Raw genomic sequence first — 14759 nt, 5'->3', positions numbered from 1 at the left:
GGCCGAAATCTGCGGCATCGAGGCCTCGGTGCTGCGCGATGTCGCGCGCACCTACGCCACCGCCGAGCGGTCGATCATCTTCTGGGGCATGGGCATCTCCCAGCACACGCACGGCACCGACAATGCGCGCTGCCTAATCGCGCTGGCGCTGATCACCGGCCATGTCGGCCGGCCGGGAACCGGCCTGCTCCCGCTGCGCGGCCAGAACAATGTGCAGGGCGCGTCCGACGCCGGGCTGATCCCGATGTACTTCCCCGACTATAAATCGGTCGAGAACATCGACATTCGCGGCCAGTACGAGAACTTCTGGGGCCAGACGCTGGACCCGAAGCGGGGCCTGACGGTCGTCGAGATCATCGACGCCATCCATGACGGCGAGATCAAGGGCATGTACATCATGGGCGAGAACCCGGCCATGTCCGATCCGGACCAGACCCATGCCCGCGAGGCTCTGGCGATGCTCGACCACCTCGTCGTGCAGGACATTTTCCTCACCGAAACGGCATGGCACGCCGATGTGGTGCTGCCGGCCTCCGCCCATGCCGAAAAGCTCGGCACCTACACCAACACCAACCGGCAGGTGCAGATCGGCCGTCCGGCGCTCGAACTGCCAGGCGAGGCGCGACAGGACTGGGAGCTGATCGTCGAACTGGCCACGCGTCTCGGCCTCAACTGGAATTATCGCCACGTCTCCGAGGTCTATACGGAAATGGCGAACGTCATGCCTTCGCTCAAGCACATCTCCTGGGAGCGCATCGAGCGCGAGGAATCGGTGATCTATCCGGCCGACGGCCCCGACACGCCCGGCAACGAGATCATCTTCAAAACGGGCTTCCCGACCGCCGACGGACGCGGCCGCATCGTGCCGGCCGATCTGGTGCCGCCCGACGAGGTGCCCGATGCGGAGTTCCCGCTGGTGCTCACCACCGGCCGCCTGCTCGAGCATTGGCACACCGGCGCCATGACGCGCCGGGCGGGCGTGCTGGACGCTATCGAGCCGCATGGCATCGCCGCGATGAACCCGCACGAGATCAAGCGGCGCGGCCTGCGCCAGGGCGACATGATCGCGGTGGAGACGCGGCGCGGGACGGTCGAAGCTATCCTGCGCGCCGACCGCGAGGTCGCCGACGGCATGGTGTTCATGCCGTTCTGCTTCAACGAAAGTCCGGCCAACAAACTCACCAACCCGATGCTGGACCCCTACGGCAAGATCCCCGAGTTCAAATACTGCGCCGCACGAATCGCCCCGGCTCCGAGGCAACAAGCCGCCGAATGACAGCGCCCATTACAGACACGCCGAGGCCTTGATCGATCCCGGCATTCCGGATTGAGGGGAGACAATCCGACACGTGTGGAGGGTGCGGCTGGCGCATCGATCGAATGAATTTGATCATAGCCCACAGCAAAAATCCGGCAGATGCATAAAATCCGACGACGGCCGTCAGCAATTCCTTAAGGAAACCGGCCTTTGCTCAAGTCTTGCGCGGGGCGCCTCCCGGGAGGAAAACGTGCGATCGGATTTTTCTGGCGCGCGCCAATGTCTTGAGCGCGCATTCGACCTGCTTCAAGGCAATGATCGGCTGAGCGTCCAGTCGCGAGAAGCGCTGGGCCTTCTGATTGAAGCGATGATCGCGGAGGAATGTTCGCGCCGAAACGCGGCAAAGATCCTGCCGTTTCCTCAACGCCGCCAAGTTTCCGGCGATCGGCCTTAGGGCCCTGGTGATCTGAAGCAGGAGGTGGGGTGTCAGCCCAGCAGCAAGCTAAGCCTTGCGCCGGCGGGCGGGGGCCAGGGGACGCTTCTCCCAGCGGGCCACCCAATGGATCAGCGGATAGCGCAGGCGAAAGGGCAGAATCCGCACTAGTTTCAGCACCCAGGTTAGCCTGTGCGGGAAATTGGGCTCGAAGCCGCCGCTCCTGATTGCTTTCGCCATCCGCCTCGAGCAGTCCTCGACCTTCATCAGCGCGGGCATCTTGAACTGCGCACGCTCCGTCAGCGGCGTGGCGACGAATCCAAGGTTCATGATCTGCAGGCGGATGTTGATCTTGTCGAAATCGTGCTTGATCGCTTCGGCGAAATTGTTCAGCGCAGCCTTTGACGAGCCGTAGGATGCCGCCGACGGCCAGCCGAAATAGGACGAGGCCGAGCCGACCAGCACGACGTGGCCGCGGCCGCGGGCGCGCATGCGGTCGACCACGGGCACCATGCCGTAGATGACGCCGAAGAAGTTGATCTCGTAGGTCTTCAGTATGTTGAGAACGTCGAGGCGTTCGCCGCGTGTCGGGAAATAGCCGCCGGCGTTGAAGACCGCCAGCACGATCGCGCCGGCTTCCCGCTCGATCGCCGTGACGGTCTTGTCCATGGCGGCTTCGTCGGTCACGTCGCAAGGGAAAGACACAATGCGGCCGGGCAGGCCGGCTGTCTCCTGAACGAGCGTGGCGAGCCTCTCCTCGTCACGCGCGGTCACTGCGACCGTATAGCCCTCGGCGGCCAGGTCACGCGCCAGTGAGCGTCCGATGCCCGTGCTGGCGCCAGTGACCCACGCCACGCCGTCTGCAGGGGCAGCCCTGTACAATGCCATGCTTCAAGATTCCGTCGACCGCATCGGGATGATACCTAACCGCCACGGGCGGGAAAGAAAAGTGTGGAATCCGGACACTGCGTCGCGCTCTGCCATGGGGAAAGCGCGCGCAATGCGGGTGGCGAAGACAGGCAAATCGCTGTGGTGTTCGTGTCGCCGGCAAACAATCGAACTAGTTTTAAGCCCAGGCAAAGGACGCCAGGCCGAAATTGCGGAGGGTCCAGGCAATTTCCTGCCTTGAAACGCCCGCGCCACATTTCTAGGGTTCGACGGCAATCGCACAAGGAAAATTCCCATGTATCGTTCGGTGATCGACGCCATCGGCAATACGCCGCTGATCCGCCTCAAGCGCGCCTCGGAAGAGACCGGATGCGAGATCCTTGGCAAGGCCGAGTTCATGAATCCGGGCCAGTCGGTCAAGGATCGCGCCGGCCTGTTCATCATCCGCGACGCCGAGGAAAAGGGGCTGCTGCGGCCCGGCGGCGTCATCGTCGAAGGCACGGCCGGCAACACCGGCATCGGCCTGACCGTGGTCGCCAAGGCGCTCGGCTATCGCACGGTGATCGTCATTCCCGACACGCAGAGCCAGGAAAAGAAGGACGCGCTGAGGGTGCTCGGCGCGGAGCTGATCGAAGTGCCGGCGGTGCCCTACAAGAACCCGAACAACTACGTGAAAGTGTCTGGGCGGCTGGCCGAGCAGCTTGCCAGGACCGAGCCGAACGGGGCGATCTGGGCCAACCAGTTCGACAATATCGCCAACCGCGACGGCCATACCCGCACCACGGCGCGGGAAATCTGGGAGCAGACCGGCGGCAAGGTCGACGGCTTCGTTTCGGCAGTCGGCACCGGCGGCACGCTGGCCGGCGTCGCAATCGGCCTGAAGGACAGGAAGAGCGGCGTGAAGATCGCGCTCGCCGATCCGCTGGGGGCCGCACTCTACAGCTTCTATACCGAGGGCGTGCTGAAGGCCGAGGGAAGCTCGATCACCGAGGGTATCGGCCAGGGCCGCATCACCGCCAATCTCGAGAGCTTTTCGCCCGATTTCTCGTTCCAGGTGCCGGACGAGGAAGCGCTGCCGATCGTTTTCGATCTGGTCCAGGAGGAGGGGCTCTGCCTGGGCGGCTCGACCGGCATCAACATTGCCGGCGCGATAAGGCTGGCGCGGGAACTCGGGCCGGGCCACACCATCGTCACCATCCTCGCCGACTACGGCACCCGCTACCAGTCGAAGCTGTTCAATCCCGAATTCCTGCGCACGAAGAACCTGCCGGTGCCCGAATGGATGGACGCTACGCCGCAGATCCCGGTGCCGTTCGAAGCGGTGACGTGATGGCGCATGTGACGCAAGCCCTGTTCAGGGACGACGCCTATCTCGGCGAAGCCGCCGCGAAAGTCGTTGCGGTGAATGATCGCGGCGGCATCATCCTCGACCGGACGATTTTCTACGCTACTTCGGGCGGGCAGCCGGGCGACACCGGCCTGCTTCGCCTGAACGGCGGCGATGCCATCGCGATCGCGGCGACCATTACCGGCGAGACGAAGGACGAGATCATCCATGTGCCGGCGCTTGGCCAGGCCGTTCCGCAGGCCGGCGACGAAGTCGGGCTCACCCTCGACTGGCCGCGCCGGCATCTCCTGATGCGCATGCACACGGCCTGCCATCTCCTGACCGTCGTCTGCCCGTTCCCGATCACCGGGGCGTCGGTCGGCGAGGACGACAGCCGCATCGATTTCGACATTCCCGATTCGAGCTTCACCAAGGAGGAGGTGACGAAGCGGCTGATGGAACTGGTCGCCGCCGACCATCCCGTGTTCACGCGGCTGATCACCGATGAGGAGCTCGCCGCCAATCCGGGCCTGGTCAAATCGAAGAATGTGCGCCCGCCCAACGGGACCGGAAAGATCCGCCTGGTCTGCATAGGCGAGAATGCCGTCATCGACAGCCAGCCCTGCGGCGGCACGCATGTGCGCTCGACAGGCGAGGTCGGCGAGATCCACATCGGCAAGATCGAGAAGAAGGGCCGCGAAAACCGCCGCTTCCGCATCCGCTTCGGGCCGATGCCCGCGCAGTGAGCGCGGTTTGAGTTTTGCGCGCGCAGCGATATGTAAGATGCGCGAACAGGAGCGAACCAATGCCGGAAACCAGCCCTTTTGTCATCGACGCTGATTGGCTGGAGCAGAGGCTCGGCACGCCCGGCCTGTCGATCGTCGACGCCTCCTGGTATCTGCCGGCGCAGAAGCGAAACGCCAAGGCCGAATATGACGCAGCGCATATTCCAGGTGCGATCTTTTTCGACCAGGATGTGCTCGTGGATCCGGATTCGCCGCTGCCTCACACGCTGCCACGGCCGGAGATCTTTGCCCAGCATGTCGGCTCGATGGGCATCTCGGCAGACGACACCATCGTCGTCTATGACGGTCCGGGCATGTTCTCCGCGCCGCGCGTCTGGTGGATGTTCAGGGTCATGGGCGTTTTCCAGGTCTATGTGCTGGATGGCGGTTTCGACGGCTGGAAGACGGAAGGCAGGCCCGTCACAGCCGAGCGGACCAAGATCGCGCCCTGCGTGTTCTTCGCGAATTTTGACGAAGAGCGCGTCGCAGACCTCGCCGACATGCGCCGCATCGTCAAGACCGGCGAAAGCCAGATAGCCGACGCCCGGCCGGCCGGGCGCTTTCAGGGCGTCGAGCCGGAACCGCGCGCTGGCGTGCGGTCCGGCCACATGCCGGACGCAAAAAGCGTGCCGGCGCTAGCCCTTTCGGAAAACGGAAAGCTGTTGCCTGTCAATCGGTTGAAGGAAGTTCTTGAGGATGCCGGCATCGACCTGTCGAAGCCGGTGGTGACCTCCTGCGGTTCGGGCATCACCGCGGCGGCGATCACGCTGGCGCTGGAATCGGTCGGGCATACCGACAACAAGCTCTATGACGGGTCGTGGACCGAATGGGGCGGGCGCAGCGACACGCCGGTCGAGACCGGCAAGGATTGAGCTTATGGACAGCGAGGCTGCGCAGACCATTCCGGTCACGGTGACCTTCCTCGAAATGAACCGGCCGCCGGCCTTCAGCCCGCCGCTGCCGGCAAACCGGCAGATCGCGCTGCTCAGGGCCCGAAACATCCCGCTGCATTTCTATCGCTACCTGATGGACCGGGTCGGGCGGAAATGGCACTGGGTCAACGTTCTCCGGCTCGACGACGAGGAACTCGCGGCCGGCCTGCACCGCGAGGACCGCGACATCAGGGTGCTTTATCTTGACGGCTCCCCGGCCGGCTTCTTCGACCTGAAGCCGCATCTGCCGCAGGAGGTGGAACTCGCCTATTTCGGCATGATGGAGCACGCGATGGGGCAGGGGCTCGGCCGCTGGTTCCTGGGGGCGGCCATCGACACGGCATGGACGTACAAGCCGCAGAGGGTGACGGTGCAGACCTGCACGCTCGACCATCCCGCGGCGCTGCCGCTGTACCAGAAGCTCGGCTTTTCGCCGGTCGGCCAGAAGAAGGAGAATGTACGGCCGATGTCGTTCGAGGAACGCGCGCAAAGCGTGATGCGATAACGGAAGAAATCCGGCAACCGCCTGTGAACCGCGCGTTCACCGCTGCTTCAGGTTGCCTGCGTCATCTTCGGAGCTGTGATCGGCCATAATGGCCGCCTGAAGGAGACGAGAATGCCGAACCGCCGCCGTTTCGCCGCCGCCGCTCTGGCTTTGCTGGCGTTGCCCACCGTTGGCTCTGCGCAGGATGCGATGCCGTCGGCATCGCAGATAGAGCGCAAGCTGGAGGCCGCGCCGCGGGTCAAGATCGCGCCCAACAAGCGCGTCACGGTGCGCGAGTTCAAGCAGCGGCCCGAACTGCGCCGCATGGCCCCTTCCATCGATATACAGTCGATCAACTTCGCTTTCGGCTCGGCCGAGATTCCCTATTCGCAATACGGCAAGGTGGAAAATATCGCGACAGCGGTCGAGCGTCTGCTGCGCCGCCGGCCGGACACACGCATCCTGATCGAAGGCCATACCGATGCAGTCGGCTCCGATTACTCGAATCTCGTCCTGTCGGAGCGCCGCGCCGCGTCCCTGAGGCAGACGCTGGTGCGCGAGTTCGGTGTGCCGCGCCATGCGCTGGAGACGGTCGGCTATGGCGAGGACTTCCTGCTGGTGCCGACGCAGAACGAGAACTGGCGCAACCGCCGCGTTACCCTGCGCCGCGTCGAGGATTTTCTCCGGTAACCTGCTGCGCTTCCGCCGGCAGGAATCGGGTGGCCGGCATGCTCCCAAAACCGTATCTCCGTCGCAGGTTTCGCCTGCGATGGAGATGAGTCATGCTTTTGCGCTATGTCGCTTTGCCCACCGAAGATGTCCGCGCGCTGCAGAGGGGCGGGCCAGACGCCTACGGCATGGTTCCGGAACGACGTGTCTCTGACGGCGACGGCGTGCCCTGCCGGCACTGCCTGAAGACTGTGGCGGCCGGCAAGGACTATCTGATCCTCGCCTACCGCCCGTTTCCGGAACTGCAGCCCTATGCCGAGACCGGACCGATCTTCCTGTGCGCCGAGGAATGCGAGCGTGCGCCGGAAACGGACGTCATTCCCTCGATGTTCCGGGCGACGCCGGACTACATCCTGCGCGGGTATGGCAGTGACGACCGCATCGTCTACGGCAGCGGCGGAGTGGTGCCGACACACATGATCTGCGGCCGGTCGCACGAATTGCTGCAGCGGCCGGACATCGCCTATGTGCACATGCGCTCGGCCCGCAACAATTGCTATCAGTGCCGGATCGAGCGCTCCTGAAGCGCCTGCCGCGCCGTCGGCGCACCTGCGTCCAAGTCCTGCGCAGTCCCCGTCCGAGGCCTTGCGGCGGCCCTTCCAGTCGCGAAACCGTGATTGGCAGTCGGCTGCGGCGCAACTAGCTCTGGTTGCAAGAAGGTTCAGGCCGGGCATTTTGTCCTAGCCGGCACTTCTGCCGCTAGGACAGACCTGAATCTTGCTTGGGCGGCGGGGCGTGTTCCTATGGCAAGGAGAATCGAAGTGCAAAAATTACGTCTGCTTCCATTGGCGGTCCTGACGGCGGTTTTCGTGTCAGGCTGCTCCACTTCGGGCTACGACACGATGGCAACATCTTCGACCGGCCCGAGCGCTCCTCTGGAAACCAGGCAGAGCCCGAACTCCGAGATGGTCACCGATGACCGTACCGGCTATGTCTCGCGCCGCATTCGGTAAGTCCTTCAGCGATCCAGGTCCTGAGGCGGCAGGCCTCACAAAAAAGCCCGCCGGATGACCGGCGGGCGAGGCTGGAGGAAACTTTCTGGCCTGGAAATATCAGGCAGCGAGAACCGTCTTCGGCTCCGCCATGTCGTAGCCAAGCGCTTCGGCCACGGCACGGTTGGTGATCCTGCCCTTGTGGACGTTGAGGCCGTTGCGCAGATGGTGGTCGTCCAGGATCGCCTTGATGCCCTTATTGGCGAGCTGCAGGCCGTAGTGAAGCGTCGCATTGTTGAGCGCATGCGCCGAGGTGACCGGCACGGCGCCCGGCATGTTGGCGACGCAATAATGGATGATGCCGTCGACCTCGTAGGTGGGGTCGGCGTGGGTGGTGGCGTGCGAGGTCTCGAAGCAGCCGCCCTGGTCGATCGCGACATCGACCAGCACCGCGCCCTTCTGCATGCCCGACAGCATTTCGCGCGTCACCAGCTTGGGAGCGGCCGCACCCGGGATGAGCACCGCGCCGACGACAACGTCGGCCGAGAAGCACTCCTCTTCCAGCGCCTCGACGGTCGAATAGCGGGTGTGGACGCGGCCGTTGAAAATGTCGTCGAGCTGGCGCAGGCGCGGGATCGAGCGGTCGAGGATGGTCACATCGGCGCCGAGGCCGACGGCCATTTTGGCCGCATGCAGGCCGACCACGCCGCCGCCGATGACGGCAACCTTGCCGGGCAGGACGCCGGGCACGCCGCCGAGCAGAACGCCGCGGCCGCCATTGGCCTTCTGCAGCGCGGTCGCGCCGGCCTGGATCGACAGACGGCCGGCGACTTCCGACATCGGGGCCAGCAGCGGCAGCCCGCCGCGGTCGTCGGTCACGGTCTCGTAGGCGATTGCGGTGACGCCCGAGGCGAGCAAACCCTTGGTCTGCTCCGGATCCGGCGCGAGGTGAAGATAGGTGTAGAGGATCTGGCCTTCGCGCAGTTGCACCCATTCGCTGGGCTGCGGCTCCTTGACCTTGACGATCATGTCCGACTTGGCGAACACGTCGGCGGCGGTCTTGGCGATCACCGCGCCCGCGGCGCGATAGGCATTGTCATCCGCGCCGATGCCTGCGCCTGCGCCGGTCTCGACCAGAACCTCGTGGCCATGCGCGGAATATTCGCGCACCGCGCCCGGCGTCAGGCCGACGCGGTACTCGTTATTCTTGATTTCCTTTGGACAACCGACGCGCATCCGTTCCTCCTCGAATTTCTGATTTTACGGGGTGGACCATAAAACCATAAATAGCGCCGCAAGTGTTTGCGAATCTGGTTGTCGCGAGTGGCGATAATCGCTATTCCTTGCGCCAAAATCTATTCCGTTCGAAGGAAATACGAACAATGTCGCTCGACAGGATCGATATCGCCATTCTCGACTCGCTGCAGAAGGACGGCCGCATCCCCAATGCGGCGCTCGCCGAAAAGGTCGGGCTGTCGCAGTCAGCCTGTTCGCGCCGCCTCGACAATCTCGAGAAAAGCGGCGTCATCCGCGGATATCACGCCCGGCTTTCCAACGCCGCGCTCGGGCATCAACTGACCGCGATCGTGCACATTTCGCTGTCCGGGCAGTTCGAAAAGACGCTGTCGGATTTCGAAGCCGCCATAAAGCGTTGCCCGAACATCCTGTCGTGTCACTTGATGTCGGGCGAGTACGATTACATCCTGCGCATCGCCGCCCGCGACCTCGCCGATTACGAGCGCATCCACAAGGAATGGCTCTCGGCCATGCCGCATGTGACCAAGATCAACTCGTCCTTCGCGCTGCGCGAGATCATCGACCGCACGGCGATGGGCATGAAGCCCGAGATGGCTTGAGAGTCAGCCCCGCGGCCGCCAAGCGGTTGCAATTGCGCCAACCTGTAATTGAGCGTACCAATATAGCCGGACCAAGTTCGACTGTTGGCGGCTACAGGAGACTTTCCATGACACATGCAATCGACCCTTCCGAAACTATGGGCTCGGGCGCTGCCGAACTGCGCTCGAAATGGTGGCTTTTCATGCTCCTCGGCGTGGGGCTGCTTGTATTGGGCTTTGTTGCGCTTTCGAATATTCTGGTGGCGACCGTTGCGTCCGTCTTCTTTGTCGGCGTGATGATGATGGCGGCGGGCATCGCCGAGGTTATCCATGCTTTCGGCGTACGCACCTGGGGCTCGTTCGCGCTGTGGTTGCTGAGCGGCCTTGTCTATGCGGTCGGCGGCTTCCTCGCCTTCTACAATCCGCTGCTTGCGGCATCGGTGCTGACGCTGATCCTGGCGGCAACGCTGATCGTGGCCGGCATCTTGCGGTTCTGGGTCGGCTTCCAGTCGCGTCCTGAACAGGGATGGGGCTGGGTCGTGTTCTCAGGCCTGATCACGCTGCTTGCAGGTATCGTGCTGGCCATTGGCTGGCCCTTCAACACGCTCTGGGTGCTCGGCCTCGTGCTGGCGATCGACCTGACGATGCAGGGCGCCGCATTGGTGGCGTTCGGTTTCGGCCTGAAGCGCGGCGTCCACTAGAACTTACGCGGATGCGGTGACGATCCGGTCCATCGGAATGTCGTGCAGCTGCGGATAGATCGTAGCTATCCGCTGCGTGTCGTAACCCACTCCGATGACCAGCGGCTTTTTCGGCAGCGCTGCGAGCGTGCGGTCGAAAAAGCCTCCGCCATAACCCAGGCGGTAATTGGCCGGATCGACGCCGACCAGCGGCGAGATCACCACGTCGGGGATGACGCTTTCCCCTTCGGCCGGGATGGGGATGTTCCAGACGCCCTTTTCCAGCCGGTCGCCCGGCCGGTAGGCGCGGAAGACCAGCGGATGCGCCTTCTCGATGACGACCGGCAGGGCGGCGCTGCCGCCACGCTCGACGATAGAGGCCAACCAAGGCCTTAAATCCGGCTCGCCGCGAAACGGCCAGTAGAGGCTGACCGTCTTTCCGCCCACATTGCCGATCTCGGCATCCAGCCCTTCAGCGATCTTTACCGCCATCTCCGCGCGGATTTCCGCCGGGATCGCCAGCCGGGCCTCGATCAGGCGCGCCCGCTCCGCCTTGCGCCAGCGCGCGACATCCGCCCAGACGACCGGATCGGCATGGCCTGCGCTGTAGCCAGGCTGCAGTTCGTGCAGGAAACAGGGCGGGGAGGCGTATTGCGCCGGGCCCTTGTCGTCGGGATCATGGTCCATCGATCACCTCGTTCGTTTGCTCTCGAAGCTAGACCCGGCATCGGCGAGCGGCATGTGTATTCGCGACATGGGACGACCATGTGCGAATGACAAGGGAGGATGCGGCTGCCTCTCATTGTCGCGGTTGCGGGTGCGGGGTTGTGCCGGATGGCGCTACGCACCATCATCGAGCTGGCACCGCCTTCGAATTTGCAAAGCATGACCATGCACCATGTCGTTGTCGTCGGCGCCGGTTTCGGCGGTCTGGAATCACGCGTGCTCTGGCCGGCGCGGCGGTCCGTGTCACGATCATAGACCGGCGCAATCACCATCTTTTCCAGCCGCTGCTCTACCAGGTCGCCACCACCTCGCTCGCGACATCCGAAATCGCCTGGCCGGTGCGGTACCTCCTGCGCAGGCGCAAGGAGGTGACGACGCTGCTGGGTACGGTCGTCGGCGTCGATGCCGCGGCGAAGCGCGTCCTGCTGGAAGGCGGGGATGCCATCTCCTACGACACGCTGGTGCTGGCGACGGGCGCGCGGCACGCCTATTTCGGCCATGACGAGTGGGAACCTTTCGCGCCGGGCCTGAAGACGCTGGAGGATGCGACCACGATCCGCCGGCGCATCCTGCTCGGTTTCGAACAGGCCGAGCGTGAGACCGATCCCGAAAAGCGCCGCGCACTGATGACGCTCGTCATCATCGGCGGAGGGCCTACCGGCGTGGAATTGGCCGGTACGATCGCCGAGCTGGCGCACGATACGCTGAAGGGCGAGTTCCGCAACATCGATACGCGCGACGCACGGGTCGTGCTGGTCGAGGCCGGCGAGCGTCTGCTGCCGGTTTCAAGCCGGAACTCTCCACCTACGCGAAGGATGCGCTGCAACGGCTGGGCGTAACGGTCGAACTTGGCCGGCCGGTTTCGGAATGCAATGCCGAGGCCGTCGTGTACGGCGGCGAGAATCTGCCGGCAAAGACGATCATCTGGGCGGCGGGCGTGGCTGCCTCGCCGGCGGCCGAATGGCTGGGCGTTGCCGCCGATCGCGTCGGCCGGATCATCGTCGAGCCCGACCTGACGGTGCCCGGACATCCCGAGATCTTCGCCGTCGGCGACACCGCCCATGTCGAGTGGACCGACGGCAGGCTTGTGCCGGGCGTGGCGCCGGCTGCCAAGCAACAGGGCAGGCACGTCGCGGAAACCGTCCGCAAGCGCCTCGCGGGAGACGCCTCGCCGCGACCGTTCGCCTACAAGCACGATGGCGACCTCGCGACGATCGGCAAGCGTGCCGCCGTCATCGATTTCGGCCGGATGAAGCTCACCGGCTGGATCGCTTGGTGGATATGGGGCTTCGCGCACATCTATTTCCTGATCGGCCTCAGGAACCGGCTGACGGTTTCACTGAGCTGGCTATGGATCTATTCGACCGGGCAGCGCAGCGCCCGGCTGATCACGCAGGGGCCGCAGAGCGGCGATGACGAGGCCGATCCACCCCGGGTGGGGTGACGGCAAATTCTTGCGGTAGTCATCAGCCTGTCACCCGATCCTGCTGGACTTGCGAAAAGTTCGGCGCGAAACTCATTGTTTCGGCGTCGATTTTTTTCGAGCTTCAGTTCCAGGAGGAGAACGCAATGTCCCAGATGCTTCACCCGATTTCGCGCCGCTCCTTTCTGGCGGGGACCGCCGCCAGTGGCGCGCTGGTGATGCTGCACCCGTTTTCGGCGCGCGCTGAGGCAAACCAGGCGCATCTGCGGATCATGGAGACGACGGACCTGCACGTTCACGTCTTCCCCTACGATTACTACGCCGACAAACCGAACGACACGATGGGTGTGGCGCGCACGGCCTCCATCATCGACGCCATCCGCGCCGAGGCCACCAATTCGATCCTCGTCGACAATGGCGATTTCCTGCAGGGCAACCCGATGGGCGACTACATCGCCTATGAGCGCGGCATGAAGGAGGGCGACGTTCATCCGATCATCAAGGCGATGAACACGCTGGGCTACGATTGCTCGACCATGGGCAATCACGAGTTCAATTACGGGCTCGATTTCCTGTTCAAGGTGCTCAACGGCGCGAACTTCCCGTTCGTCTGCGCCAATCTCACCAAGGGCCAGCTCGCCGCCGACGCCACCAAGGACGAACTGTTCCTGAAGCCCTATGTGATCCTCGACAAGAAGATCAAGGACGGCGCCGGCGCGGAGCATCCGATCCGCATCGGCCTGATCGGCTTCGTGCCGCCGCAGATCATGACCTGGGATTCGCGCCATTTGCAGGGCAAGGCCATGACGCGCGACATCGTCAAGGCGGCCGAGGCCTGGGTGCCGCAGATGAAGGAAGAGGGCGCCGAACTCATCATCGCGCTGTCGCACTCCGGCATCGGGCCGGCGCAATATGCCGAGAATCTCGAAAACGCCTCGCTGCTGCTTGCCGGCGTCGACGGGATCGACGCGATCGTGACGGGGCACAGCCATCTCGACTTCCCCGGAACCAAGTTCGACGGCGTCGAAGGTCTCGACAATGCCAAGGGCACGATCGGCGGCAAGCCGGGCGTGATGGGCGGCTTCTGGGGCTCGCATCTCGGCCTGATCGACCTGATGCTCGAGCGCGACGGCAATGCCTGGAAAATAGCCGGTTCAACCAGCGAGGCGCGGCCGATCTCCAAGCGTGTCGACAAGAAAGTGGTGCCCGAGGTCGAAAGCAAGGCCGAGGTGGAAGCGGCGGTCAAGGACGACCACGAGGCGACGCTGAAATATGTCCGCACGCCTGTCGGCAAGACCTCCGCGCCGCTGCACTCCTATTTCGCGCTGGTGGCGGATGATCCGTCCGTGCAGATCGTCAGCCAGGCGCAGGTCTGGTACATCAAGGACATGCTGAAGGACACCGAGCACAGGGACCTGCCGGTGCTTTCGGCGGCCGCGCCCTTCAAGTCGGGCGGCCGCGGCGGTGCGGATTACTATACCGACGTGCCGGCTGGAGCCGTGGCGATCAAGAACGTCGCCGACCTCTACCTCTATCCCAACACGGTGCAGGCGGTGGCGATCACCGGCGCGCAGGTCAAGGAATGGCTGGAAATGTCGGCCGGCATCTTCAATGCCATCGAGCCGGGCAAGGCCGACCAGCCGCTGATCAATCCGGATTTTCCGTCCTACAATTTCGACGTGATCGACGGCGTCACCTACAAGATCGACCTTGGCCAGCCGCCCAAATACGATTCCAAGGGGGCGATGCTCAATGCCAGCTCCAACCGCATCGTCGACCTGATGTTCGACGGCAAACCGATTGATCCGGCTCAGAAATTCGTTGTCGCCTCCAACAATTACCGTGCCGGCGGCGGCGGCAATTTCCCGGAGATCAACGCCTCCAAGCTGATCTTTGAAGCGCCGGATACCAACCGCGACGTGATCGTTCGCTACATCGTCGAGCAGGGCACGATCAATCCATCCGCCGACGCAAACTGGTCGTTCGCGCCGATGGAAGGCACGTCGGTGATCTTCGAGACCGGACCCAAGGCGAAGGATTTCATCGCGGATGTGAAGAGCGTGAAGATCGAGCCGGCAGGCGAGGGGGCGGAAGGGTTCTCGAAATATCGGATCACGTTGTAGAGTAGGTCCACCAGCGACCTGGAAAGGCGGTCCGCCATGGCGAGCCGCCTTTCCAAGGCAAAAGCCAGAGTCTGAACCTACATCATAACGGGCGGAGCCGCGAAACGCCTCGATAAGGGTAGTCCGGCTACCCTTATCGTCAAAGTTTGCGGCCACGCTTGACTGATTCATATCTCTGTGGTTATACGTTAATCAATAGCCAAC

At 63.7% G+C, this 14759-nt stretch carries 14 protein-coding genes and 1 pseudogene; 12 read left to right on the top strand and 3 right to left on the bottom strand.

The genetic code is table 11. The annotated features are described in order from the left end of the window. The coding region (locus MAXJ12_RS13785; RefSeq protein ID WP_008836505.1) for a molybdopterin oxidoreductase family protein at positions 1–1276 on the top strand (1276 nt) is incomplete at its 5' end. 484 nt (positions 1277–1760) lie between these two features. On the opposite strand, the gene MAXJ12_RS13775 is transcribed toward MAXJ12_RS13785, so the two are convergent. Further along, positions 1761–2579 (bottom strand): SDR family NAD(P)-dependent oxidoreductase, encoded by an 819-nt coding sequence (locus MAXJ12_RS13775; protein ID WP_040586277.1) that lies wholly within the window; start codon positions 2577–2579, stop codon positions 1761–1763. Between the two features lie 295 nt (positions 2580–2874). Between MAXJ12_RS13775 and MAXJ12_RS13770 the strand changes: the two genes are divergently transcribed. From MAXJ12_RS13770 to MAXJ12_RS36765, 7 genes are all read left to right on the top strand, one after another. Then, positions 2875–3909 carry a cysteine synthase A gene (locus tag MAXJ12_RS13770; RefSeq protein WP_008836502.1) on the top strand — a complete coding sequence of 345 codons (1035 nt, stop codon included), beginning with the start codon at positions 2875–2877 and terminating at the stop codon, positions 3907–3909. After that, entirely contained in the window at positions 3909–4652 is a 744-nt protein-coding gene (locus MAXJ12_RS13765) for an alanyl-tRNA editing protein (protein WP_008836501.1), read from the top strand. Before MAXJ12_RS13770 ends, MAXJ12_RS13765 begins: the two co-directional genes overlap by 1 nt. A gap of 59 nt (positions 4653–4711) precedes the next feature. Further along, entirely contained in the window at positions 4712–5563 is an 852-nt protein-coding gene (sseA, locus tag MAXJ12_RS13760) for a 3-mercaptopyruvate sulfurtransferase (protein WP_008836500.1), read from the top strand. 4 nt (positions 5564–5567) lie between these two features. Next, entirely contained in the window at positions 5568–6128 is a 561-nt protein-coding gene (locus MAXJ12_RS13755; RefSeq protein ID WP_008836499.1) for a GNAT family N-acetyltransferase, read from the top strand. A gap of 111 nt (positions 6129–6239) precedes the next feature. Then, complete coding sequence (locus MAXJ12_RS13750) at positions 6240–6797, top strand: OmpA family protein (RefSeq protein ID WP_008836498.1); 558 nt, start codon at positions 6240–6242, stop codon at positions 6795–6797. Between the two features lie 92 nt (positions 6798–6889). After that, positions 6890–7360, top strand: a complete 471-nt coding sequence (locus tag MAXJ12_RS13745; RefSeq protein WP_008836497.1) for a DUF1203 domain-containing protein — start codon at positions 6890–6892, stop codon at positions 7358–7360. Between the two features lie 237 nt (positions 7361–7597). Further along, positions 7598–7789, top strand: coding sequence for a hypothetical protein (locus tag MAXJ12_RS36765; RefSeq protein ID WP_139043891.1), 192 nt, complete (start codon positions 7598–7600; stop codon positions 7787–7789). 99 nt (positions 7790–7888) lie between these two features. Here MAXJ12_RS36765 and ald read toward each other — a convergent pair whose 3' ends face one another. Beyond that, a complete protein-coding gene (ald, locus tag MAXJ12_RS13740) occupies positions 7889–9004 on the bottom strand; it encodes an alanine dehydrogenase (RefSeq protein WP_008836495.1) in 1116 nt (371 codons plus the stop codon). 146 nt (positions 9005–9150) lie between these two features. On the opposite strand from ald, the gene MAXJ12_RS13735 reads away from it, so the two are divergent. Beyond that, positions 9151–9624 carry an Lrp/AsnC family transcriptional regulator gene (locus MAXJ12_RS13735; protein WP_008836494.1) on the top strand — a complete coding sequence of 158 codons (474 nt, stop codon included), beginning with the start codon at positions 9151–9153 and terminating at the stop codon, positions 9622–9624. 107 nt (positions 9625–9731) lie between these two features. After that, positions 9732–10304, top strand: a complete 573-nt coding sequence (locus tag MAXJ12_RS13730; RefSeq protein ID WP_008836493.1) for an HdeD family acid-resistance protein — start codon at positions 9732–9734, stop codon at positions 10302–10304. 3 nt (positions 10305–10307) lie between these two features. Here the strand turns inward: MAXJ12_RS13730 and MAXJ12_RS13725 are convergent, their stop codons facing one another. Next, a complete protein-coding gene (locus tag MAXJ12_RS13725; protein ID WP_008836492.1) occupies positions 10308–10970 on the bottom strand; it encodes a 5-formyltetrahydrofolate cyclo-ligase in 663 nt (220 codons plus the stop codon). A gap of 198 nt (positions 10971–11168) precedes the next feature. Here MAXJ12_RS13725 and MAXJ12_RS13720 point away from each other — a divergent pair. Both MAXJ12_RS13720 and MAXJ12_RS13715 read left to right on the top strand, forming a co-directional pair. Continuing rightward, positions 11169–12453, top strand: a pseudogene (locus tag MAXJ12_RS13720) (NAD(P)/FAD-dependent oxidoreductase). Positions 12454–12578: 125 nt separating this feature from the next. After that, positions 12579–14555, top strand: a complete 1977-nt coding sequence (locus MAXJ12_RS13715) for a bifunctional 2',3'-cyclic-nucleotide 2'-phosphodiesterase/3'-nucleotidase (RefSeq protein ID WP_008836491.1) — start codon at positions 12579–12581, stop codon at positions 14553–14555. Positions 14556–14759 lie beyond the last annotated feature (204 nt).

The sequence above is a fragment of the Mesorhizobium alhagi CCNWXJ12-2 genome (genome assembly GCF_000236565.1).
GTDB lineage: Bacteria > Pseudomonadota > Alphaproteobacteria > Rhizobiales > Rhizobiaceae > Allomesorhizobium > Allomesorhizobium alhagi.
Note: the sequence above shows the minus strand (reverse complement) of the source record. Positions and strands in the feature narration are given on the sequence as shown.

What these genes read in the sequence shown, in the direction of transcription:
- MAXJ12_RS13745 (WP_008836497.1), top strand. Translation starts at nt 6,890, where the DNA reads ATGCTTTTGCGCTATGTCGCTTTGCCCACCGAAGATGTCCGCGCGCTG.
- MAXJ12_RS13715 (WP_008836491.1), top strand. Translation starts at nt 12,579, where the DNA reads ATGTCCCAGATGCTTCACCCGATTTCGCGCCGCTCCTTTCTGGCGGGG.
- MAXJ12_RS13755 (WP_008836499.1), top strand. Translation starts at nt 5,568, where the DNA reads ATGGACAGCGAGGCTGCGCAGACCATTCCGGTCACGGTGACCTTCCTC.
- MAXJ12_RS13725 (WP_008836492.1), bottom strand. Translation starts at nt 10,970, where the DNA reads ATGGACCATGATCCCGACGACAAGGGCCCGGCGCAATACGCCTCCCCG.
- ald (WP_008836495.1), bottom strand. Translation starts at nt 9,004, where the DNA reads ATGCGCGTCGGTTGTCCAAAGGAAATCAAGAATAACGAGTACCGCGTC.
- MAXJ12_RS13765 (WP_008836501.1), top strand. Translation starts at nt 3,909, where the DNA reads ATGGCGCATGTGACGCAAGCCCTGTTCAGGGACGACGCCTATCTCGGC.
- MAXJ12_RS13750 (WP_008836498.1), top strand. Translation starts at nt 6,240, where the DNA reads ATGCCGAACCGCCGCCGTTTCGCCGCCGCCGCTCTGGCTTTGCTGGCG.
- MAXJ12_RS13775 (WP_040586277.1), bottom strand. Translation starts at nt 2,579, where the DNA reads ATGGCATTGTACAGGGCTGCCCCTGCAGACGGCGTGGCGTGGGTCACT.
- MAXJ12_RS13770 (WP_008836502.1), top strand. Translation starts at nt 2,875, where the DNA reads ATGTATCGTTCGGTGATCGACGCCATCGGCAATACGCCGCTGATCCGC.
- MAXJ12_RS13730 (WP_008836493.1), top strand. Translation starts at nt 9,732, where the DNA reads ATGACACATGCAATCGACCCTTCCGAAACTATGGGCTCGGGCGCTGCC.
- sseA (WP_008836500.1), top strand. Translation starts at nt 4,712, where the DNA reads ATGCCGGAAACCAGCCCTTTTGTCATCGACGCTGATTGGCTGGAGCAG.
- MAXJ12_RS13735 (WP_008836494.1), top strand. Translation starts at nt 9,151, where the DNA reads ATGTCGCTCGACAGGATCGATATCGCCATTCTCGACTCGCTGCAGAAG.